Origin of the sequence: Moraxella lacunata, from assembly GCF_900453205.1 — a bacterium.
Taxonomy (GTDB): domain Bacteria; phylum Pseudomonadota; class Gammaproteobacteria; order Pseudomonadales; family Moraxellaceae; genus Moraxella; species Moraxella lacunata_B.
In genome coordinates this window covers 862,881-881,088 of the sequence record NZ_UGQU01000001.1, presented here as the reverse complement: position 1 = coordinate 881,088, position 18,208 = coordinate 862,881, and the positions used below count along the sequence as shown (strand labels likewise).

General features: G+C 47.4%; 16 protein-coding genes, 1 pseudogene and 1 riboswitch. Of the genes and pseudogenes, 11 read left to right on the top strand and 6 right to left on the bottom strand.

Translation table 11 applies throughout. From position 1 onward, the window contains the following. Positions 1-64: 64 nt before the first annotated feature. Positions 65-298: a hypothetical protein gene (locus tag DX073_RS14060; RefSeq protein ID WP_147279679.1), complete on the bottom strand. Its 234-nt coding sequence runs from the start codon at positions 296-298 to the stop codon at positions 65-67. 9 nt (positions 299-307) lie between these two features. On the opposite strand from DX073_RS14060, the gene DX073_RS04185 reads away from it, so the two are divergent. Continuing rightward, positions 308-1,480 (top strand): efflux RND transporter periplasmic adaptor subunit, encoded by a 1,173-nt coding sequence (locus tag DX073_RS04185; RefSeq protein WP_115005825.1) that lies wholly within the window; start codon positions 308-310, stop codon positions 1,478-1,480. Continuing rightward, positions 1,477-4,524 (top strand): efflux RND transporter permease subunit, encoded by a 3,048-nt coding sequence (locus tag DX073_RS04180; protein ID WP_115005815.1) that lies wholly within the window; start codon positions 1,477-1,479, stop codon positions 4,522-4,524. Before DX073_RS04185 ends, DX073_RS04180 begins: the two co-directional genes overlap by 4 nt. 266 nt (positions 4,525-4,790) lie before the next feature. Here the strand turns inward: DX073_RS04180 and ruvB are convergent, their stop codons facing one another. Then, complete coding sequence (gene ruvB, locus DX073_RS04175; protein ID WP_115005813.1) at positions 4,791-5,774, bottom strand: Holliday junction branch migration DNA helicase RuvB; 984 nt, start codon at positions 5,772-5,774, stop codon at positions 4,791-4,793. A 272-nt stretch (positions 5,775-6,046) separates the two neighbouring features. On the opposite strand from ruvB, the gene DX073_RS04170 reads away from it, so the two are divergent. Both DX073_RS04170 and DX073_RS04165 read left to right on the top strand, forming a co-directional pair. Continuing rightward, a complete protein-coding gene (locus DX073_RS04170) occupies positions 6,047-6,556 on the top strand; it encodes an MCR_0457 family protein (protein WP_147279678.1) in 510 nt (169 codons plus the stop codon). A gap of 120 nt (positions 6,557-6,676) precedes the next feature. Then, complete coding sequence (locus tag DX073_RS04165; protein ID WP_115005809.1) at positions 6,677-7,834, top strand: D-alanyl-D-alanine carboxypeptidase family protein; 1,158 nt, start codon at positions 6,677-6,679, stop codon at positions 7,832-7,834. A 132-nt stretch (positions 7,835-7,966) separates the two neighbouring features. Here DX073_RS04165 and nadR read toward each other — a convergent pair whose 3' ends face one another. After that, positions 7,967-8,989 (bottom strand): multifunctional transcriptional regulator/nicotinamide-nucleotide adenylyltransferase/ribosylnicotinamide kinase NadR, encoded by a 1,023-nt coding sequence (gene nadR, locus DX073_RS04160; protein ID WP_115005807.1) that lies wholly within the window; start codon positions 8,987-8,989, stop codon positions 7,967-7,969. Between the two features lie 168 nt (positions 8,990-9,157). Between nadR and DX073_RS04155 the strand changes: the two genes are divergently transcribed. From DX073_RS04155 to rluB, 4 genes and pseudogenes are all read left to right on the top strand, one after another. Beyond that, positions 9,158-9,403 carry a PspC domain-containing protein gene (locus DX073_RS04155; RefSeq protein WP_115005805.1) on the top strand — a complete coding sequence of 82 codons (246 nt, stop codon included), beginning with the start codon at positions 9,158-9,160 and terminating at the stop codon, positions 9,401-9,403. Positions 9,404-9,618: 215 nt separating this feature from the next. After that, complete coding sequence (locus DX073_RS04150) at positions 9,619-10,131, top strand: hypothetical protein (RefSeq protein ID WP_147279677.1); 513 nt, start codon at positions 9,619-9,621, stop codon at positions 10,129-10,131. A gap of 85 nt (positions 10,132-10,216) precedes the next feature. After that, positions 10,217-12,136, top strand: a pseudogene (gene htpG, locus DX073_RS04145) (molecular chaperone HtpG); the annotation flags it as partial. Positions 12,137-12,413: 277 nt separating this feature from the next. Next, a complete protein-coding gene (gene rluB, locus DX073_RS04140) occupies positions 12,414-13,322 on the top strand; it encodes a 23S rRNA pseudouridine(2605) synthase RluB (RefSeq protein ID WP_404932920.1) in 909 nt (302 codons plus the stop codon). A 116-nt stretch (positions 13,323-13,438) separates the two neighbouring features. On the opposite strand, the gene DX073_RS04135 is transcribed toward rluB, so the two are convergent. From DX073_RS04135 to lipB, 3 genes are all read right to left on the bottom strand, one after another. Then, positions 13,439-13,972 (bottom strand): inorganic diphosphatase, encoded by a 534-nt coding sequence (locus DX073_RS04135; RefSeq protein WP_079324580.1) that lies wholly within the window; start codon positions 13,970-13,972, stop codon positions 13,439-13,441. A 113-nt stretch (positions 13,973-14,085) separates the two neighbouring features. After that, the gene (locus DX073_RS04130) at positions 14,086-15,240 is read right to left on the bottom strand and encodes a hypothetical protein (protein WP_115005797.1); all 1,155 of its coding nucleotides are present in this window, start codon (positions 15,238-15,240) and stop codon (positions 14,086-14,088) included. Between the two features lie 2 nt (positions 15,241-15,242). Beyond that, positions 15,243-15,989, bottom strand: a complete 747-nt coding sequence (gene lipB, locus DX073_RS04125; RefSeq protein WP_115005794.1) for a lipoyl(octanoyl) transferase LipB — start codon at positions 15,987-15,989, stop codon at positions 15,243-15,245. A gap of 111 nt (positions 15,990-16,100) precedes the next feature. After that, a riboswitch (TPP riboswitch) is annotated at positions 16,101-16,191 on the top strand. Between the two features lie 61 nt (positions 16,192-16,252). Here lipB and thiM point away from each other — a divergent pair. From thiM to DX073_RS14470, 3 genes are read left to right on the top strand one after another with little or no spacing between them, the layout of a single operon-like run. Continuing rightward, on the top strand, positions 16,253-17,098 hold the full coding sequence (gene thiM, locus DX073_RS04120) for a hydroxyethylthiazole kinase (protein WP_115005792.1): 846 nt from the start codon (positions 16,253-16,255) through the stop codon (positions 17,096-17,098). Next, complete coding sequence (thiD, locus tag DX073_RS04115) at positions 17,095-17,697, top strand: bifunctional hydroxymethylpyrimidine kinase/phosphomethylpyrimidine kinase (protein WP_220186706.1); 603 nt, start codon at positions 17,095-17,097, stop codon at positions 17,695-17,697. The genes thiM and thiD overlap by 4 nt, the downstream gene beginning before the upstream one ends. Then, positions 17,675-17,932 (top strand): bifunctional hydroxymethylpyrimidine kinase/phosphomethylpyrimidine kinase, encoded by a 258-nt coding sequence (locus tag DX073_RS14470; protein WP_220186705.1) that lies wholly within the window; start codon positions 17,675-17,677, stop codon positions 17,930-17,932. The genes thiD and DX073_RS14470 overlap by 23 nt, the downstream gene beginning before the upstream one ends. Positions 17,933-18,208: the final 276 nt, after the last annotated feature.

Genomic DNA, 18,208 nt, shown 5'->3' with positions numbered 1-18,208 from the left:
TTGGTTGGGTGTACATCTTCAATATCTAGCAGTGTAATAATATCTAAAACTCATCAAAAGTCAATTATCCCAAAAACTGGATAATCTTAAACTTATCATTGATGAGATTAAAGCAAGTCAAAGCTATCAAGCGGTCAGTAGCATTGATGATTGGCAGGAGTATTTTGATAATCAAAAAAATGGAGCTGATAAGGCAGAGAGATAGGCTAAGGGAGCTGATAAAAACACGGACGTGAAGTAGCACAAATACCCTTGACAATCCCCCCGACCTTGCTACAATGCTGTTTTTATCACTCATAAAACCACCATGAACAAGCCAACTTTTAACCCTAAAAATCCCTTATTGTGGGCGATGTGTGCCATTGTCCTTGTGGTGTTTGGTGTGCTAATAGGGCGATTGACCGCCAAGCCATCAGAGACCGCACGCCCCACATCTGCCACATCCATTGACGCGCCCGATAACACCAAAATCGCCATGACCGTACAGGCGACCACGCCAAGCCCCATGCTTGTATCAGACAGCCTGTTCGCCAGTGGCGTGATGAGTGCCAAAGAGACTGCCGAAGTTAGTGCCAAAATCACAGGGGCGACCATTGAGCAGGTACTCGTTGAAGTGGGCGACCATGTCAAGGCAGGGCAGGTGCTTGCCGTGCTAGATAAAGACACCATGAGTGAGAATGTGGTGCAGGCACAGGCGGATTATGAGCAGGCAAGGGCGAGCCGTGAGCAGGCACAGGCGGATTTGGCACGCGTTGAGCCACTGCTTGCCATTGATGCGGTCAGCCGTCAGCAAGTGGACAGTTATCGCACCGCCCTAAAACAAGCCCAAGCGACCGAAAAGGCAAGTTTGGCACGCCTTAGCACTGCCAAAAGCAACCTAAATAACACCCAAATCACTGCCCCTGTGGCAGGGATTATCAGTGCCAAAAACGCACAGGTCGGTGTATTGGTTAGTGGCACACCGCTATTTAGTATCATCAAAGGCGGACGGCTAGAATGGCAAGCGACACTCTCGCCTGCCGATGCCGAGCGTATCCATGTCGGACAGCAGGCACAGGTCGTGGTGGGCGATGAGAGCGTGGCAGGGACGGTTACTCATCTGTCGCCAACCGCCAATGCGGGGCGTGAGATAGTCGTGCATGTCGCCATGCCAGCCCACTCTGCCCTAAGAGCAGGGACGTATCAGCGTGGACAATTCGTGCTAGGCAGTCAAAGTCATCACGCCATACCCAGTTCGGCGGTCATGAGTACGGACGGCTATGACTATGTGTGGCAACTTGCCAAAACCGACCAGACAGATATTTACCAAACCCAACGCCAAAAAATCACCGTCTTGGCTCGTGAGCAGGATAAAGTGGCGACCGATTTGCCGTCTGATACACTCATTGTGGCAAATGGGGTGAGTTTTTTAAATGAAAATGACTTGGTAAATATCGTCATGATACAAGACATGGCAAGGGATAAGGCAGGGCAACCATGAATTTTTCAGCCTATTCTATTAAAAACCCCTTAGTGGCGATTTTGTTATTTACCTTATTTACGCTTGGTGGATTGCTTGCTTTTAATAACATGAAAATTCAGCAGTTTCCCGACATTGATGTGCCTGCCGTCATCGTTACGGTGGCGTATTCGGGGGCAAGCCCAGCCCAGCTAGAAACAGACGTCGCCAAAAAAATAGAAAACAAAATCACGTCCATATCAGGGGTCAAGCACATTCGCTCGACCTTGCAAACAGGCGTGGCGACGGTACACACCGAATTTGTCTTAGAAAAAGACCTATCAGAGGCGGTTGATGATGTGCGTTCGGCACTAGATGAGATTAGCAGTGATTTGCCGGCTGCTGCCGAAGAGCCGATTATCACCAAAGTTTCTACTGCAGGCTTTCCTGTGGCAGGCTATTCGGTGGCGTCTGATAACATGAGCGAGGCGGAGCTGTCGTGGTTTGTTGATGATACATTAAACAAACGCCTATCTAATGTCGCAGGCGTAGGGACGATGAGCCGTGTGGGCGGTATTGAACGTCAAATCATCGTCGCCCCTGATGTGGCAAAGCTAAATGGTTGGGGGCTACCCATTGGTAATTTGTCCAACCAAATCACCGCTTCACAGACAGATGCCACAGGTGGCACCGCCAAAATCGGTGGCGGTATGCAGACCATTCGAGTGCTAGGGGCGGCACGCAGTGTCGAGGAGCTGGCTCATATCCAAGTCGTTACCCCAGCAGGGGGCGTGCCATTAGGTCAGCTTGCCAGTATCCATGATGCTCATGCCGACCGAAGTAGCGTGGCAAAGTTGGACGGACAGACGGTGGTCGCGGTTAATTTTACTCGCTCACGTGGGGCAAGTGAAGTGGATATGGTAAAGGGCATTGATGATGAGCTTGCCAAACTCGCCCAAGAGATACCGCATATCCGTGTCCAAAAAATCTATGACAATGCCCAGCCGGCGTTTGAAGATTATAATGCCAGCATGAAAATGCTCATCGAGGGCTGTATCTTGGCGGTGGTCGTGGTGTGGCTGTTTTTGCGAAACTGGCGAGCAACTTTGGTGGCGGCAGCGGCATTGCCTTTGTCTATCATACCGACCTTTTTGGCGATGTATGTGTTTGATTTTAGTTTAAATATCATCTCACTACTTGCCTTGTCGCTCGTCATCGGTGTCTTGGTTGATGATGCCATTGTCGAGGTGGAAAACATCATGAGACACCTGCACATGGGTAAGACCCCGTATGAGGCGGCGATGGAGGCGGCAGATGAGATTGGGCTTGCGGTGGTGGCAACGACGTTTACGCTTATTGCGGTGTTTTTGCCGACTGCCTTTATGAGTGGGGTGGTGGGGCAGTTTTTTAAGCAGTTTGGGTGGACGGCGGCGATTTCGGTGTTTATCTCGTTATTGGTGGCACGTCTGGTTACACCCATGATGGCGGCATATATCCTAAAACCTGAACAGCCCAAAACCGAAACGACAAGCAAAACCATGACCGCCTATCTCAAACTGGTGTCATGGACATTAAAGCACCGTTTTATCACGCTTGGGGCGACCATTGTACTGTTCATTGGTTCGTTGGCGATGGCAGGGCTACTCTCGGGTGAGTTCGTGCCAGCCGATGACAGCGACCAGACCCAGCTTACCTTAGAGCTAACCCCTGATGCGGTGCTAAACGACACGACCATCATCGCAGACATGACCGCCGAGCGTATCCGCCACATCGATGGCGTGCAGTCAGTGTTCGTGTCGGTGGGGACGGCAGGCGGTGGGGCGGACAGTCGCAATGCGTCCGCAGGGGCGGAAAATAACGCCACACTCAATGTCGTGCTTGCCCCACGTGGAGAACGCCCCCCCAAGACAGAGATAGAACACGCCATATCGGATGTCATCAAGGGCGTGCCGTCTGCTCGCTTTACAGTGGGTATGTCAGCAGGGGGCGATACGGGCTATGGCTTCTCGCTACGTTCGGATAACCCCAGACTGTTAGAAGAGACGGTGGATAAGGTCATGGCGGAGATTCGTGGACTGCCAAGCGTCTCATCGGTGAGCAGTAACAAACCATTGCCCAAGCCCGAGCTTGCCGTTATCCCTGACCCCATGCGTATGGCGGATAAGGGCGTTACCACGCAGTCGCTTGCCGATACTTTGCGTATCGCCACACAGGGCGACTATGAGCAGGCACTCTCCAAGCTAAGCCTTGACACACGCCAAATCCCCATTGTCGTGCGACTGCCTGACAGCGTGCGTGCCGACCCTGTGGCGTTATCTAGCCTGTATGTGCCAAGCAGTACGGGCGATGCGGTCAAGCTCTCAGAGGTGGCGGATATCAACTTTACCACAGGCGAGGCGGAGATTCGCCGTCTCAACCGTGAACGCAGTATCAAAATCACGGTACAGTCCGAACAGGAACTAGGCGAGGTGGTCAGTGCCGTTAAGGGCTTACCGAGTCTAACCAATCTGCCTGATGGTGTCAGTGCGATGGACGAGGGGCAGGCCGATAGTATGGCGGAGCTGTTTACGGGCTTTATGATTGCGATGGGTGTGGGGATATTTTGTATCTTTGGTGTGCTGGTGCTACTGTTTCACAAGGTGTTACAACCCTTTACTATCTTGATGGCGTTGCCGTTGTCTATCGGTGGGGCGTTGATTGGCTTGGTGGTAACAGGGTCTAGCCTGTCCATTTCGTCCATGATTGGCTTTATTATGCTGATGGGTATCGCCACTAAGAACTCTATCTTGCTCGTGGATTATGCTATCATTGCCGAGCAACAGGGCAAATCTCGCCTAGATGCGATACTGGACGCGTGCCACAAACGGGCTCGCCCTATCATCATGACGACCATTGCGATGGGGGCAGGTGTGTTGCCATTGGTGTTTGGTTGGGGTGGGGTGGATTCGACCTTTCGCCGTCCGATGGCAGTGGCGGTGCTAGGCGGTCTTATCACGTCCACGTTTTTGAGCCTTGTGGTGATACCGGTGGTCTATACACTGATGGACGATGTGGGGCGGTGGTTTAAAAAGTCTAAGACGGCTTAATCTAAGACGGCTTAATTGGTCAAAACCACGTCAAGGGGCGTGCTTTCCACGCCCGTGATGATATAACGATTTTATCGGACGTGCTCAGCACGTCCCTACACCCATGTATCAAAATTATAGTAATTTAGGGTTCTATGGCTGTAATGGGGCTAAATAAAATGATAGATTGACCCACTTAACTTTATATAAGAAATTGATTTATCAAGGAAAAATTGCAATTTGCCCCATTGCAAAAAGTGCCTTAATTGAACAGTAAGTGAACACACCTAATCCTCTACCATCATGCCCTTATCCAACAATATCCGTCCCTTTGGGGTGCGTTGGATATAACCCTGCTGAATAAGATATGGCTCTATCACGTCCTCCAGTGTCCCTCTATCCTCCGCCATCGCCGCCGCAATCGCTTCCACGCCCGCAGGTCGCCCATCAAAACGCTCTTTTAGCATGGACAAATAACGCCTGTCTAAATGGTCAAGCCCCTGCTTATCCACCGAGAGCATATCTAGGGCAAGGCTTGCCATTTGCCCTGTAACCACGCCATCGCCCTTGACCTCGGCATAATCACGCACACGGCGTAATAGACGGTTGGCGATACGAGGTGTGCCACGAGAGCGTCTGGCGACTTCTACCGCTCCTGGCTCCTCCATGTCAATGCCCAACAGGCGTGCCGAACGTCTCACAATAGTAGTCAAGTCCGCTACATCATAAAATTCAAGGCGTTGGACGATACCAAATCTATCACGCAAGGGCGATGTCAAAAGCCCCGCCCGAGTGGTCGCCGCCACGAGCGTAAAAGGGGGTAGGTCAAGCTTGATGGAACGGGCGGCAGGGCCCTCACCTATCATGATGTCAAGCTGAAAATCCTCCATTGCAGGGTAGAGTATCTCCTCAATGACAGGTGATAGGCGATGAATCTCATCAATAAACAGCACGTCCCCTTCTTCTAGGTTGGTGAGCATGGCAGCCAAATCGCCTGCTCGCTCCAACACAGGGCCACTGGTGGAGCGTAAATTTCCGCCCATCTCACGAGCGATGATGTTAGCAAGAGTGGTTTTACCCAGACCAGGCGGGCCAAAAATCAGCGTATGGTCTAACGCCTCGCCTCGTTGTCTGGCGGCGGTGATAAACACTTCCATCTGCTCACGCACTTTGGGTTGTCCGATGTAGTCAGATAGGGTGGTGGGGCGAATGGCACGGTCAAGATTGTCGTCTTTTTTGGTATTGGGGTCAATTAGGCGGTTGTGATTCATGATGATGTTGTTAAAATTAAAAGGGCTATTATAAAGAAAAATGCAGACAATGTGATGATTTTATGAATTAATTTTTCAAAAAGTGCAGATAAAAACCTACGTCAGACCCCGCCATTTACAAGTAAAACACAACTGTTGCTGTATCGTTGCTAAACTTAATTTTAAAACACAATTATTCTACATTTTTGGTTAAATTTGAGATATTGTTTTAAAGATTTATGGGTATGATAGTGCCGTTAATTTAGTCAATAAGTCGGTTATCGCCCATGCTTATGTCAGTATCTCTCAAAAGTCTTGCCAAGTCTGCTGTTGCCACTGTCCGCCGTGAGCTGATGGTGCGTTGCCATGGCGTTGATGTGGCAGATGTCGCTAAATTATTAAAAACTTTTATCATTATTTTGGTAACTTGTGTTACCGCAAGCCTACCCATGCAGACCCATGCCAAAAGCACCAAAACCGCCAAAGCCTACACCATCAGTGCCAATGACGTGGCAGACATTCGAGTGACCAAATACGAGTTGGCATTGGTGCAAGTCATGGCAGAGATATGCCCACAGATGTTAAGCGGACGACAAAAGAGCCAGTTTTATGAAGCCTATAATAATCAGCTTCGAGCATTCATTCCCAGTGCTGACGACCCCGAAGAGATATTGGATTATTTGTCCACACAGCGAGATTACCGAGCGGTACTCCAAAGCGTGCGTTCATGGATAAAAAGTTTCCCCCAAAACGAAAACCGAGAACTATGCACCGATTTTGCCAATGTGAGCCGAGCATTTTAAAGCAGTTTGGACTGGATGACCAAAAGGAATTTTGTCAAAACGACAAAAACAATTTTATATTTTTAGTAAAGTTTGGTATAGTTAGCAATTTTTATGCATAAATTTGAGTGAATTTGCGGTATGATGACTTTTTTTAAGAAAACTTCCCTAGCCTTGGCGTTTTTGACAGTCTCTGTCACCGCCCTTGCCAATAACGGCATTAATCCCCCCAAGCAAGACAATGCTGCCTATGTACTTATGGATTATGACACAGGCACAATACTTGCCCAAAATAACGCCAACGAACCACTGCCCCCAGCGTCATTGACCAAGATGATGACCAGTTATATCTTGGAGCAAAAACTGCTCTCAGGCGAGCTGTCTGAGACCACGCCCATCAAGGTCAGCGAGAAGGCATGGTGTCGTGGGTCAAGCAGTCAGTCATGCATGTATGTGCCACTGGGCGAGAGTGCTACCGCCATTGACATGCTACGGGGTATCATCATACAGTCGGGTAATGATGCGTCAATTGCCGTGGCGGAGCATATCTCAGGGTCAGAATCTGCCTTTGCGGTGATTATGAATGATGAAGCTGCCAAGCTGGGCATGACCAATACTCACTTTGCCAATGCCACAGGCATGCCTGCCGAAGGACATCGCTCATCGGCTCAGGATTTGGCAGTATTGGCACGCACGGTCATCAAGAACTCGGCACAGTACTACCCCATTTATAGCGAAAAAGAATTTACCTATAACAACATCAAACAAGGCAACCGTAACGCCTTATTGTTCACGGACGCCACCGTCGATGGTCTAAAAACAGGACACACCGCCGAGTCGGGTTATTCATTGGCGGCGTCAAGTCACAAAGATAACATGCGTCTGATTGCCATCGTGCTTGGGGCAAAGAGCATGCAAGCCCGTGCCGACCAAGCTCGTGAACTGCTGGACTTCGGCTTTGGGCATTTTACCAATGTGATGGTTGCCCCCCAAGGCACAGACGCAGGGGCGATACCTGTGAAGTTTGGCAAGGCAGATACGGTAACTGCCAGCACGCTAAGCGACCTAAAAGTACTCACCACCAAAAACCAAACGGGCAATTTTACCACCGCCATCAAGCTCAATGACAGCATTACCGCCCCCATCAAAAAAGGGCAAGAGCTTGGTCAGATGATGGCAGTCATGGATGGCAAGACCGTTGCCAGTACACCCATTATCGCAGGTGATGACGTGGAGCAAGCGGGCTTTGTCAGTCGTCTGTGGGAGAGTTTGGTTGATTGGATAAAAGGGTTGTTTTAAAATTTTAAAACTGTTTTAAAAGGTTTGCAAAAATCATCTTAAAACATCATTTAAAAAACCATTCGTTATTATAAATCGGGGCATATCCCCGATTTTTTTGGACTTAAATTGTCAAGGTGATGGTGTTTTAAATCATTTATTAAAAATAACAGCATCAATAAATTTGACCGCCGATAAATATCTGTCGTGATAGTCTTTATCGTTAATAATATGTGGGGTAATTTGATGTTTGTCAAATAATCTCATGAGCGTCTTTGAAAAAGCACTGCGTTCATCATCCGAGCCTAATGACCGCATTCCGTCTGCAACCCATTTGACGTTATTATCGAGCATAATGGTATAATCCATTTTGACATTTTCACAAAATGCCGTTAATACAGGATGAGTGCGATTTTCATACGTTTCACAAAAGGCTTGGGTGGTAATAAAATCGGTATCAATAATGGTAATCGGGCTAATGGCATTTTTTAGGGCGTTTTGAATTGCCAAATAATGCTGATTGGCGATAACAGGATAATCGCTGTATTGCAATCCAATCTCCGTACCACCCAAATCGCTGTGGGTATAAAGTCGCCCCATTTCTAGGACAAAATTTGCCCCATAATGATTGGCAAGTTTATGCACAAGTGTGGTTTTGCCCGAGCTTTCACCGCCCACGATACAGACGGTTTTGGTGCAGTTTTGTTTGGCGGACGGGGCAATAGCGTGAAAATGAGCAATGGGATTTTGATAAATGGCGGCGTTATTATAATGATTATCGGGTAATAGGGCGGTTTGATAGGTTTGGTTATTTAAAAGATTATTTTTGGCAAATGATTTGATAAATAGGGTGGGCGTGTCATTGATTTGTAGGGCGTTAATAATTACATCAATCAGCGATGTATCAGAGTTTGGCTCATCATAAGCCCAAGTTTGCCCATTTACATCAGTTAAATTTAAACTATCAGCCGTATGTACTTTAATAAACCCAAAAAATTCACACGCCACTTGCACGGCTCGGGCTTTGTCTTGCAAAGTTGGCTTAAAGGGACTGTTACCATCTTTGGGCAATACCACGATGTGCAAGGTATCCACTTGCCCTGAGGCGTGATTGATGTCCGCCAAATGCCCTAAATGTAGGGGTTCAAAATGTCCGATGAGAATGCCTGTGTTCATTATGTCACCTTTTTGTAATGTTAAGTGAAAATCGTAAGATTGAGTAAAATTGCTTGAAAATCATGGTGTTGGCTGTTATCGTAAACATTCTTTTCAACCAAGTTTATTTATATTATACGCAAATTTGTGAAGGTAATAGTAAATAAAAGTAACAAATAAGGTTTTATCATGGCACAAGCAAAATTATATAAATTACATCGTTCACGTCATCATCGCATGATAGCAGGCGTGATGGGCGGTATCGCAGAATATCTGGGTTGGTCGCCCACGATGGTGCGACTTCTGTTTGTCATCATCTCGGTCGCCAGTGCTGCCGTGCCAGGGGTGCTTATCTACTTTATCCTGTGGATAGTCATGCCAAAGGCGACGGCAAATTCGTATGTGCCAAATGCAGAATATCGACAGGTGCGCTAAGCAGTTTTATGTGATACAAAGAGGCTACTGGTGCTTTGTTGTATGAAGGTAATATGATTTGTGGTATGATGTGTTATGTTTTAAAAAACCATCAGGTGCATCATACCTATCTACCTACGATGATTTCCTTGCATCTATGTAATTTGGGGAAAACCCATTTATAACAAGCCTATTTACAGAGAGGTTGCATGAAAAAATATCTTTTGGGCGCATGTTTGCTATTTTCAACTCAGGTGTTTGCTTATACAGGGGCGACCGCTGATTTTACCAAACTTGTATTTAATGGGGCAATGGCAGAATCTGTGGTGGAAAGCTTTAATGGCGTGGATGTCAAAAAACAGCAATGCGTGAGCGACATACTCAAACCCATTTTGGATGAGTTGGCAGTCAAGCACATTGATGGGTTTTTGACCGAAAACGAACGACAACTCATGGACAATTTTTTCGACACACCGCTCGGTCAAGAGATGTTTAAAGAGTTGCGTGCAGGCAATGGCGATTTTATCCGTTTTATAAACCTTGATGAGTATGATAAGGCAGACTACGCACAGTACATGACTGTATTTGCCAAATATAACGATGGCGGTGATATTGGCAAAACTTTGTTTGCTAACGATGAACTGCTAAGAGCAATGTTTGAGTCCGTGCCAAAATGCAACTTGCTCAATTTGAGAGAGCAAGCAAGCGAAAGAGCAGAAAAAGAAGACATGCCAAGAAAAGTCCAATAATTTCACCCTTGAAAAATTCGCCCCTATCCCTATTTTTATCCTGTTAATTTTCATTAGCAGGATATTTTTATGACTGTAAAAAACCCATACCTTTGAAACCGAAGTTAATCAGCTTCTGCACCTTGTAACGCATTCGCTCTACTCAAACCCTGACATTTTTATCCGTGAGCTGGTGTCTAATGCGTCTGACGCTTGCGACAAATTACGCTTTTTGGCAACCAGTGATGACAGCCTTTACGAAAATGACGGCGAACTTGCCATTCGTATTGAAATCGACAAAGATGCCAAGACCTTGACCATTAGTGATAATGGCATTGGCATGAACGAAGCGGACGTGATTGACAACTTAGGCACGATCGCCAAATCAGGCACCAAAGCCTTTTTGGATAAACTCTCAGATGCTGACAAAAAAGACGGCAACCTTATCGGACAGTTTGGCGTGGGCTTTTACTCGGGCTTTATCGTGGCGGACAAAATCACGGTAGAAACTCGCAAAGCTGGCGAGTCAAGCAGTGAGGGTGTACGCTGGGTATCGGACGGCACAGGCTCATTCACGACCGAAACCATTGACAAACCTGCCCGTGGCACAAGCATTACCTTACACCTAAAAGATGAGTTTGTGGAGCGTGAAGACGGCGAATACAGCTACCTTGACCGCTACAAAATCAAGTCGCTCGTAAGCAAATATTCTGACCACATTAGTCTGCCCATTCAAATGCGTAAAGAAGTGTGGCAAGAAGATGCCGAGCAGGACGAAAACGCCCCTGTGCCAAATGGCGAGATGATTTTGACGGACGAGTGGGAAACCATTAACAAAGCGTCCGCCCTATGGACACGCACGCCAAGCGAGATTGGTGATGATGAGTACAGCGAGTTTTATAAAACCGTAAGCTATGATTTTGATGAGCCACTGACTTGGACGCACAACCGAGTCGAAGGGCGTGTGCAGTACACTCAGCTCCTATATATCCCCAAAAAAGCCCCATTTGACCTGTACGCCCGTGAACAGCAACGTGGGCTAAAACTCTATGTCAAGCGTGTGTTTATCATGGACGATGCCGAACAGCTTCTCCCCATGTACCTGCGTTTTGTCAAGGGTGTGATTGACAGTGCGGACTTGCCACTTAACGTCAGCCGTGAGATTTTGCAAGAGTCTCGTGATGTCAAGTCCATTCGTGAAGGCAACGCCCGCCGTGTGCTGACCCTATTGGCAAGCCTAGCCAATAGCGAAGATGAAGCCAAACAAGCCAAATTTGCCGACTTTTACAAAGAGTTTGGCGATGTCATCAAAGAAGGCTTGGGTGAAGATAGAGCCAACCAAGAGCGTATCGCCAAACTGCTCCGCTATGCCACCAGCACAAATGACAGTGTTGAGACCAGTTTTGCCGACTACAAGGCACGTATGAAAGACGGTCAAAAGGCGATTTATTACCTAACTGCCGAAAACCTAGTCTCTGCCAAAAACAGCCCACAGCTTGAGCTATTTAACAAAAAAGGCATTGAAGTTATCCTGATGACGTCAAAAGTGGACGAATGGGCGATGAACTTTTTGACCGAATTTGACGGCACGCCCTTACAAAATGTTGCCAAAGGGGCGGTGGATTTGGGCGATTTGACCGATGACGCTGAAAAAGAAGAAGTCAAAAAACAAGAAGAAGCCTTCAAGCCTGTGGTAGAACGCCTAAAAGGCGTGCTTGGCGGACGAGCCAAAGACGTGCGAGTAACGAGCCGTCTGGTGGACTCTCCTGCCTGTCTTGTCGTGGGCGATGGCGAGCTAACCCCACAAATGGCTCAAATGCTAAAAGCAATGGGACAGCCTGTGCCTGATGTCAAGCCCACGCTTGAAATTAACCCCACGCATCCGCTGATTGCACGGCTTGAAAACAGTGGCGATTTTGACGACCTAGCCGAAGTTATCTTTGACCAAGCCCTAATCGCAGATGGCGGACAGCCTGATGACCCTGCGGGGTATTTAAAGCGGATTAACAAACTGCTGTTGAAATAATCGCTTTAATGGTTGTTTGTAAAATAAAATACCCTGTTTTTTGACGGGGTATTTTTGTAGGTACAAAGTAAATACCTTTATATGGCAAAACTATGATATAATGACTGTTCATTTTTCTAAGCAAATCATTGCTTGAATATAAATAACATTGTGAAATGTTAAACTCCCCACACAGGAATACATCATGAATGCCCTCCACACCACCGAATTACCCGTAGACACCCATACAGATACCGCCAAACCCCAAGGCGAAAAACTGCAAAAACTCCTAGCACGCATGGGCTTGGGTTCACGTCGCCAGTTAGAAGAAATCATCAAAACAGGACGAATCTCCATCAATGGCAAAACTGCAACGCTGGGCGACAGAGCCAGAGTGAGTGATGAGATTCGTATCGACGGGCGACTGGTACGTCTTAAAGCCGAACGTGAGAAACGTCGCCGTGTCATCGCCTACTATAAGCCCGAAGGCGAGATTTGCTCCATGTCCGACCCCGAGGGTCGCCCCACGGTGTTTGACCGTCTGCCCAAGCTGACAGGCGACAGATGGGTGATGGTCGGCAGGCTGGATATTAACTCATCAGGTCTGCTACTATTTACCAATGATGGCGAGCTGGCTCATCGTCTCATGCACCCATCTAGCGAAGTGGTGCGTGAATACGCCGTGCGTGTGCTTGGCGAAGTTACCCCAGAGATTGCCCAAAATCTGACCCGTGGCGTTGAGTTGGAAGACGGCATAGCACGCTTTGATGACATCAAAGAAGGCGGTGGCATGGGCGTGAATAAATGGTATCACGTCACCATCAAAGAAGGTCGCAAGCGTGAAGTTCGCCGTATGTTTGAGTCCCAAGAGCTTAAAGTCTCACGCCTGATTCGCACCCGTTATAGCACCATGATATTGCCTAAAGAGCTAAAAACAGGGCGGTTTATTGAGCTTGATGCCAAAGCCATTGATGCCCTTGTCTCATCGGTAGGTCTGCGTTCTCGCCAAGGTACGGGACTAAACACATCTGCCAAAGAAAAACAAGCCCGCATCCATAAAAAACCCTTGCCTGCTCGTGAAGTTCGCCAAAAACGCACCCAAAAAGGCAAAAGCGAGCGAAAAAGAGCCGATGACAGACAAGGCAGAAGCGAACGTAAAGGAGGGCAAGCCCCTGCGTTTGGCAAGGCGAAGTTTTATAAGGTATAAATCAGAGAAGAGTGAATTATACTCATGTTGCCAAAAACGCCCGAATACTGTTTATGGTATTCGGGCGGTTTTTATGAGCGATAATTTGCAAGGCTATCATCTGCAAGTCGCCAAAATCACGCTTGCTCCACCCAGCGTTTTTGGCTTTCTTTAATCACTTCTTTGGCAGTGGCGACATCAAAAAAGCCTTCTACTTTGGTGGTGCCAGCTTTTTTCAAATCCTTGTAGTGGTTGAAGTGAAATTCTAGCTGTTTGAGAAGCTGTGGTGGCAAATCATCAAGGCTGTTGTAGGCGTTACCGTTATTGCGGTCATCGGCAGGCACCACGATGACTTTGTCGTCCACTTCGCCATCATCAACAAACTTCATCACGCCAATCACTTTGGCTTTTAGGAAAATACCCGTGGTCAATGGCTGTTCGGTTAGGATAAGTGCGTCTAGCTCATCGCCGTCTTCGTCTAGGGTCTGGGGGATAAAGCCATAGTTGCAAGGCTTGGCAAAGGTGGTAGGCTCAACACGGTCAAGCTCAAAACACGCCAATTTGCGGTTCCATTCGATTTTGTGGTTTGAGCCAGTAGGGATTTCCACGACCACGTTAATCTCGCCTGCGTCCACGTCGCCTGCGTCTAGGATTTTGTTAAAATCTACCATAAAATTCTCCGATGGGGATTAAAAAGGGTGTGCCATTGTAATATTAAATCCGCCCAAGTGCAATCATCAATTTATGATGTTTTTGCATATTGCTTGTGGATAATGGCATATTATCAAGGCTTATCTGATGTATCAGGCAGGCAAATGGGGGTGCTGATACAGCTTGGAGTGTCCATTTTTGTTTTGTCTAAGGCGGTCATGAGTTGTAAGGTTGCCCGCTCCCAATCTTCAATTTGACTTGGGTCATCAAGGTGGCGTTTGTCAAGATTGGCAGGATTTATGGGGTATTTATCGTCTCGCTCATCTGTTGGTGTGGCGATAAATGCCAGAAAGGCTTGGGCTTTTTTGCCAAGTTCGCTGTCATGTTTGGCAAGTTTGACAAAGCTTGCTTTGTCTGTAAATATCTCATCATTTTCATTGATGTAGGTGATAAATTTGGTTTTATCATCGTTTAGCCAACGTGTATTGTCTGAACCAAAAAATAACAAATATTCATAAAATAACGACAACCGTTTGGCATCATCAATAAATACACTCTGCGGATACATCTTTTGATAATCTTGCCAAAATAACGCCCGCTCGATAAGCTCATCTAATGAAATGCTAAGACCTGCATCGCACCATAGTGGCTCTTGGTTGTCGCTGGCAAGTCGCTCAATCATGACTGCTTGGTCTTTTGGCAAATGGGGCGTAAACAGCTTGGCAAATGTTTGATAATCATTGACAAAGTCAAATTCCCCTTCGCAGTAGTCTGCTATTTTTAGCTTATTTTGTTTGACTTGCTTGATGAAATATTGGGCTTTTGGGTGTAGTGTGGCGATGTCGGATTCGTTGTACTTTTTGTTATAATGAATGTCGTACATGACCTGATTTAACTGGTCAAATTCTGTATCATCAAGCAAAAATGTATCGCCTTGCCAAAAGGATAAAAAACGCTGATAAGCAAGCTGATACTGTGTTGCCCACTTGATTTGGGTGGTGTTGTCGGCAGTCGGTAGGCAGTGATTTAATAGTTTATCTGCCTGATCAAAGTCATCTATTTGACTATTGATGTCAATGGCATTTAGTGTGTTGGTAATGGCTTGGCAATCAATCGCTTGGGGGTTGGTGCTTTGGGCGACTGGCGTGGGTGATGTAGGGGTAGCGTCCACAAAGGTCTGTTCGGCTTGGTGTGGCTTGGTGTTTGGAGCAGGTGGGCTGTTGGGTTTGTTGTCGCAAGCAGTCAAGGACAATAGAGTGATTGCGATAATTGTTAATGGGTATTTCATATTTATTTGCTTGGTATTGGCTCATTTATGGGTCTTAGGGCGATTTGTCCGCTGTGTCTTTTTTGGATATTACTGATAAATTTATGAATAAATTCGTGTGTTTGGCTCTCATCAAATTTGCCAAATTGCGATAATTTCACCATTGCCATGCCTGCATAGCCACAAGGGTTAATGGCGTTAAAGGCAGTCAAATCATTGACAAGGTTAATGGCAATGCCGTGATAACTATGCCCGTGTTTGATTTTAAAGCCTAGACTTGCGATTTTGCCAAGCATATCGCCATTTGTGTTATAAATATACACCCCAGGGGCATCACGGCGAGCCTTAGCGGTCAAATCGGGCGGTAGGTACTCGCCAACAACGTCTTCTATGGCTTGCTCGGCGTGGCTGACTAGGTCTCGCACGCCCATGCCAAGTCGGTGCAAATCCCACAGCCAGTACACCACAAGCTGTCCCACGCCATGCCACGTTACCTGTCCGCCACGGTCGGTTTTGATGATTGGGGTGTCGGTTTTATATAAAATATGCTCTTCTTTGCCCGCTTGTCCTAGCGTATAGACGTCTTGATGTTCCACAATCCACAGCTCATCAGGGCAGGCTTTGTCAGCCTTTTTGTCGTCAATGCGAGACAAAATGCGAGCAAGCATATCATCATGCGTGGCGTTATATTCGGCATGGGGGTGGGTGGTGGTGTATAAGTCGTCCCATTGTAAGGGGGTAAGGTCTAGGTGGGGTAGGTTTAGGGTCATCGCTTTTAAATGGTCAAATAAAGGGCTATTTTACGCCATTTTGTTAAAAATAAAAACCATTTTAACCACTTTTGACCGCTTGCACGCCCTTTACCCTTTTGTTATAATCTTGCTTATCAATCGGGGTGCTATTTATGGCTGAGATGATACCCGTGAACCTGATACAGTTAAAACTGGCGTAGGAAATTGATAAAAATTGACGAGCAACACACTTTTTTGGTGTGGGTTTTGACTGTGCTTTTTACTTAAAAAAGGAAAAACCCATGACCAAAGTTACCAAAAATCCACTCTCCCCAGACCAAATTCCCCTAGACTTAATCGACGAAGTCCGTAAGCAAAATCCCCTAATTCACAACATTACAAATCTGGTCTCCGCCAATTTTACCGCCAATGGATTGCTTGCCATTGGTGCGTCCCCCATGATGGCAGAGTCGCCTTTGGAGATGGCGGAGCTTGCCAAGATAAGCAGTGCCGTTGTGCTAAATATCGGTACGCCGTCCGACCCCAAAACGTCCGCCATGATGATTGCAGGGCAAACCGCCAACGCCCACGGCGTTCCTGTGGTGCTAGACCCTGTGGCGGTGTCGGCAAGCACTTTACGCCAATCTACCATTTATCAGATTAGCCAAGTCGTGCAATTTGATGCCATTCGTGGCAATGCAGGCGAGCTTGCGTTTTTGGCAGGGGCGAACTGGCAAGCCAAAGGCGTGGATGCTGGGCGTGGCGATGCGGATTTGGCGAGTATTTGCCAAGCGGTTGCGAGCAAATATCGCACCATTGCCATTTTGACAGGCGAGATTGACTACATCTCGGACGGCACGCAGGTGGTCGCCCTTGCCAATGGTACACCCCTTTTGCCCAAAGTTACTGCCACAGGGTGCTTGCTAAGTGCCGTGGTTGGGGCGTTTTTGGCGGTGGTAGGGCGTGAGCGGTATTTGGTGGGGGCGGTCAATGCCTGTGCCACGTTTGCCATTGCAGGTGAGCTTGCCTGTGAAGGCTTATTGTCAAGCCAAAGCGGTACGTTTATGTATCAATTTTTGGACAAATTGGGCGGTATTAGCCCCGATGAAATTGCAAATCGTATCAAATTTGTGGGAGAAAAGGCATGAGATATGTCCACACCCACCCACGCACCAATCGCCCCGCCCAAGCTCTTAGTATTGCAGGGTCGGACTCTGGCGGTGGGGCAGGCATTCAGGCGGATTTAAAGACCTTTACCATAAGGCGTGTATTTGGTACAAGTGTACTGACCGCCACAACTGCCCAAAACACCCAAGGCGTATGGGACATTTATCATCTGCCGACCGACCACATTAGAGTCCAGCTTGTCGCCATTCGGGACGATTTTGAGATTGGGGCGTGCAAAATCGGTATGCTTGGCACGTCCGACATCATTGATACGGTGGGGCAGTTTCTACAAAACCGTCCGTTTGGGCAAGTGGTGCTTGACCCTGTGATGATTGCCAAAGGCGGACAAGCCTTGCTTGATGACAACGCAACGGACAGCCTAAGACAGCTTATTCCCTTAACCGACATCATCACGCCCAACCTACCAGAAGCCGAAGTGCTAACAGGCATGACGATAGCGTGTGATGATGATATAAGGCAAGCCCTGTACGCCTTACAAGGCATGGGAGCAAAGACAGTCATCATCAAAGGCGGGCAGCCAAAATTCCCAAAGTGCCATGTGCATAGATTATGTGCTTGATGAGACGGGCGATATTTGGCAAGTACAAAGCGTGCGCACCAACAGCAAAAACACGCACGGTACAGGGTGTACGTTTTCGGCGTGTATCACGGCAGAGCTTGCCAAGGGGGCGAGCGTGGCAGATGCGATTCATACCGCCAAACGCTTGACTAGCCAAGCCATTGCCACCGCCCCCAACATCGGACACGGACATGGGGCGGTCAATCATTGGGCGTTTTGGGAAGGTGAGGTGTAGATAAAATGATTGGTAAATTTTAAAATCGCAAGGTGCGCACCATGCACCGATAATCATTTATTTCAATTTAAAATGATAACTTATTGATTATCTGATAATTATTTTTGGGTTGTAGGGGCGTGCTCAGCACGCCCTTGACGATACAAAGATTTTACAGGGCGTACTCAGCACACCCCTACGCCGATACATCATTGAATTTATGGTAATTTCAGTATAAAAAAGTGCATATGATGCACTTACAATCATCGCATTAACCCCCCCAAAAAAAGAACCTCC

Bases quoted from the DNA above. Each gene is read 5' to 3' on its own strand.
- nadR (WP_115005807.1), bottom strand. From the start codon at position 8,989: ATGAACACAGGCATTCTCATCGGACATTTTGAACCCCTACATTTAGGG.
- thiM (WP_115005792.1), top strand. From the start codon at position 16,253: ATGACCAAAGTTACCAAAAATCCACTCTCCCCAGACCAAATTCCCCTA.
- ruvB (WP_115005813.1), bottom strand. From the start codon at position 5,774: ATGAATCACAACCGCCTAATTGACCCCAATACCAAAAAAGACGACAAT.
- DX073_RS04185 (WP_115005825.1), top strand. From the start codon at position 308: ATGAACAAGCCAACTTTTAACCCTAAAAATCCCTTATTGTGGGCGATG.
- thiD (WP_220186706.1), top strand. From the start codon at position 17,095: ATGAGATATGTCCACACCCACCCACGCACCAATCGCCCCGCCCAAGCT.
- DX073_RS04165 (WP_115005809.1), top strand. From the start codon at position 6,677: ATGATGACTTTTTTTAAGAAAACTTCCCTAGCCTTGGCGTTTTTGACA.
- DX073_RS04135 (WP_079324580.1), bottom strand. From the start codon at position 13,972: ATGGTAGATTTTAACAAAATCCTAGACGCAGGCGACGTGGACGCAGGC.
- DX073_RS04170 (WP_147279678.1), top strand. From the start codon at position 6,047: ATGTCAGTATCTCTCAAAAGTCTTGCCAAGTCTGCTGTTGCCACTGTC.
- DX073_RS04155 (WP_115005805.1), top strand. From the start codon at position 9,158: ATGGCACAAGCAAAATTATATAAATTACATCGTTCACGTCATCATCGC.
- DX073_RS14060 (WP_147279679.1), bottom strand. From the start codon at position 298: ATGAGTGATAAAAACAGCATTGTAGCAAGGTCGGGGGGATTGTCAAGG.
- DX073_RS04180 (WP_115005815.1), top strand. From the start codon at position 1,477: ATGAATTTTTCAGCCTATTCTATTAAAAACCCCTTAGTGGCGATTTTG.
- lipB (WP_115005794.1), bottom strand. From the start codon at position 15,989: ATGACCCTAAACCTACCCCACCTAGACCTTACCCCCTTACAATGGGAC.
- DX073_RS14470 (WP_220186705.1), top strand. From the start codon at position 17,675: ATGTGCATAGATTATGTGCTTGATGAGACGGGCGATATTTGGCAAGTA.
- rluB (WP_404932920.1), top strand. From the start codon at position 12,414: ATGGGCTTGGGTTCACGTCGCCAGTTAGAAGAAATCATCAAAACAGGA.
- DX073_RS04130 (WP_115005797.1), bottom strand. From the start codon at position 15,240: ATGAAATACCCATTAACAATTATCGCAATCACTCTATTGTCCTTGACT.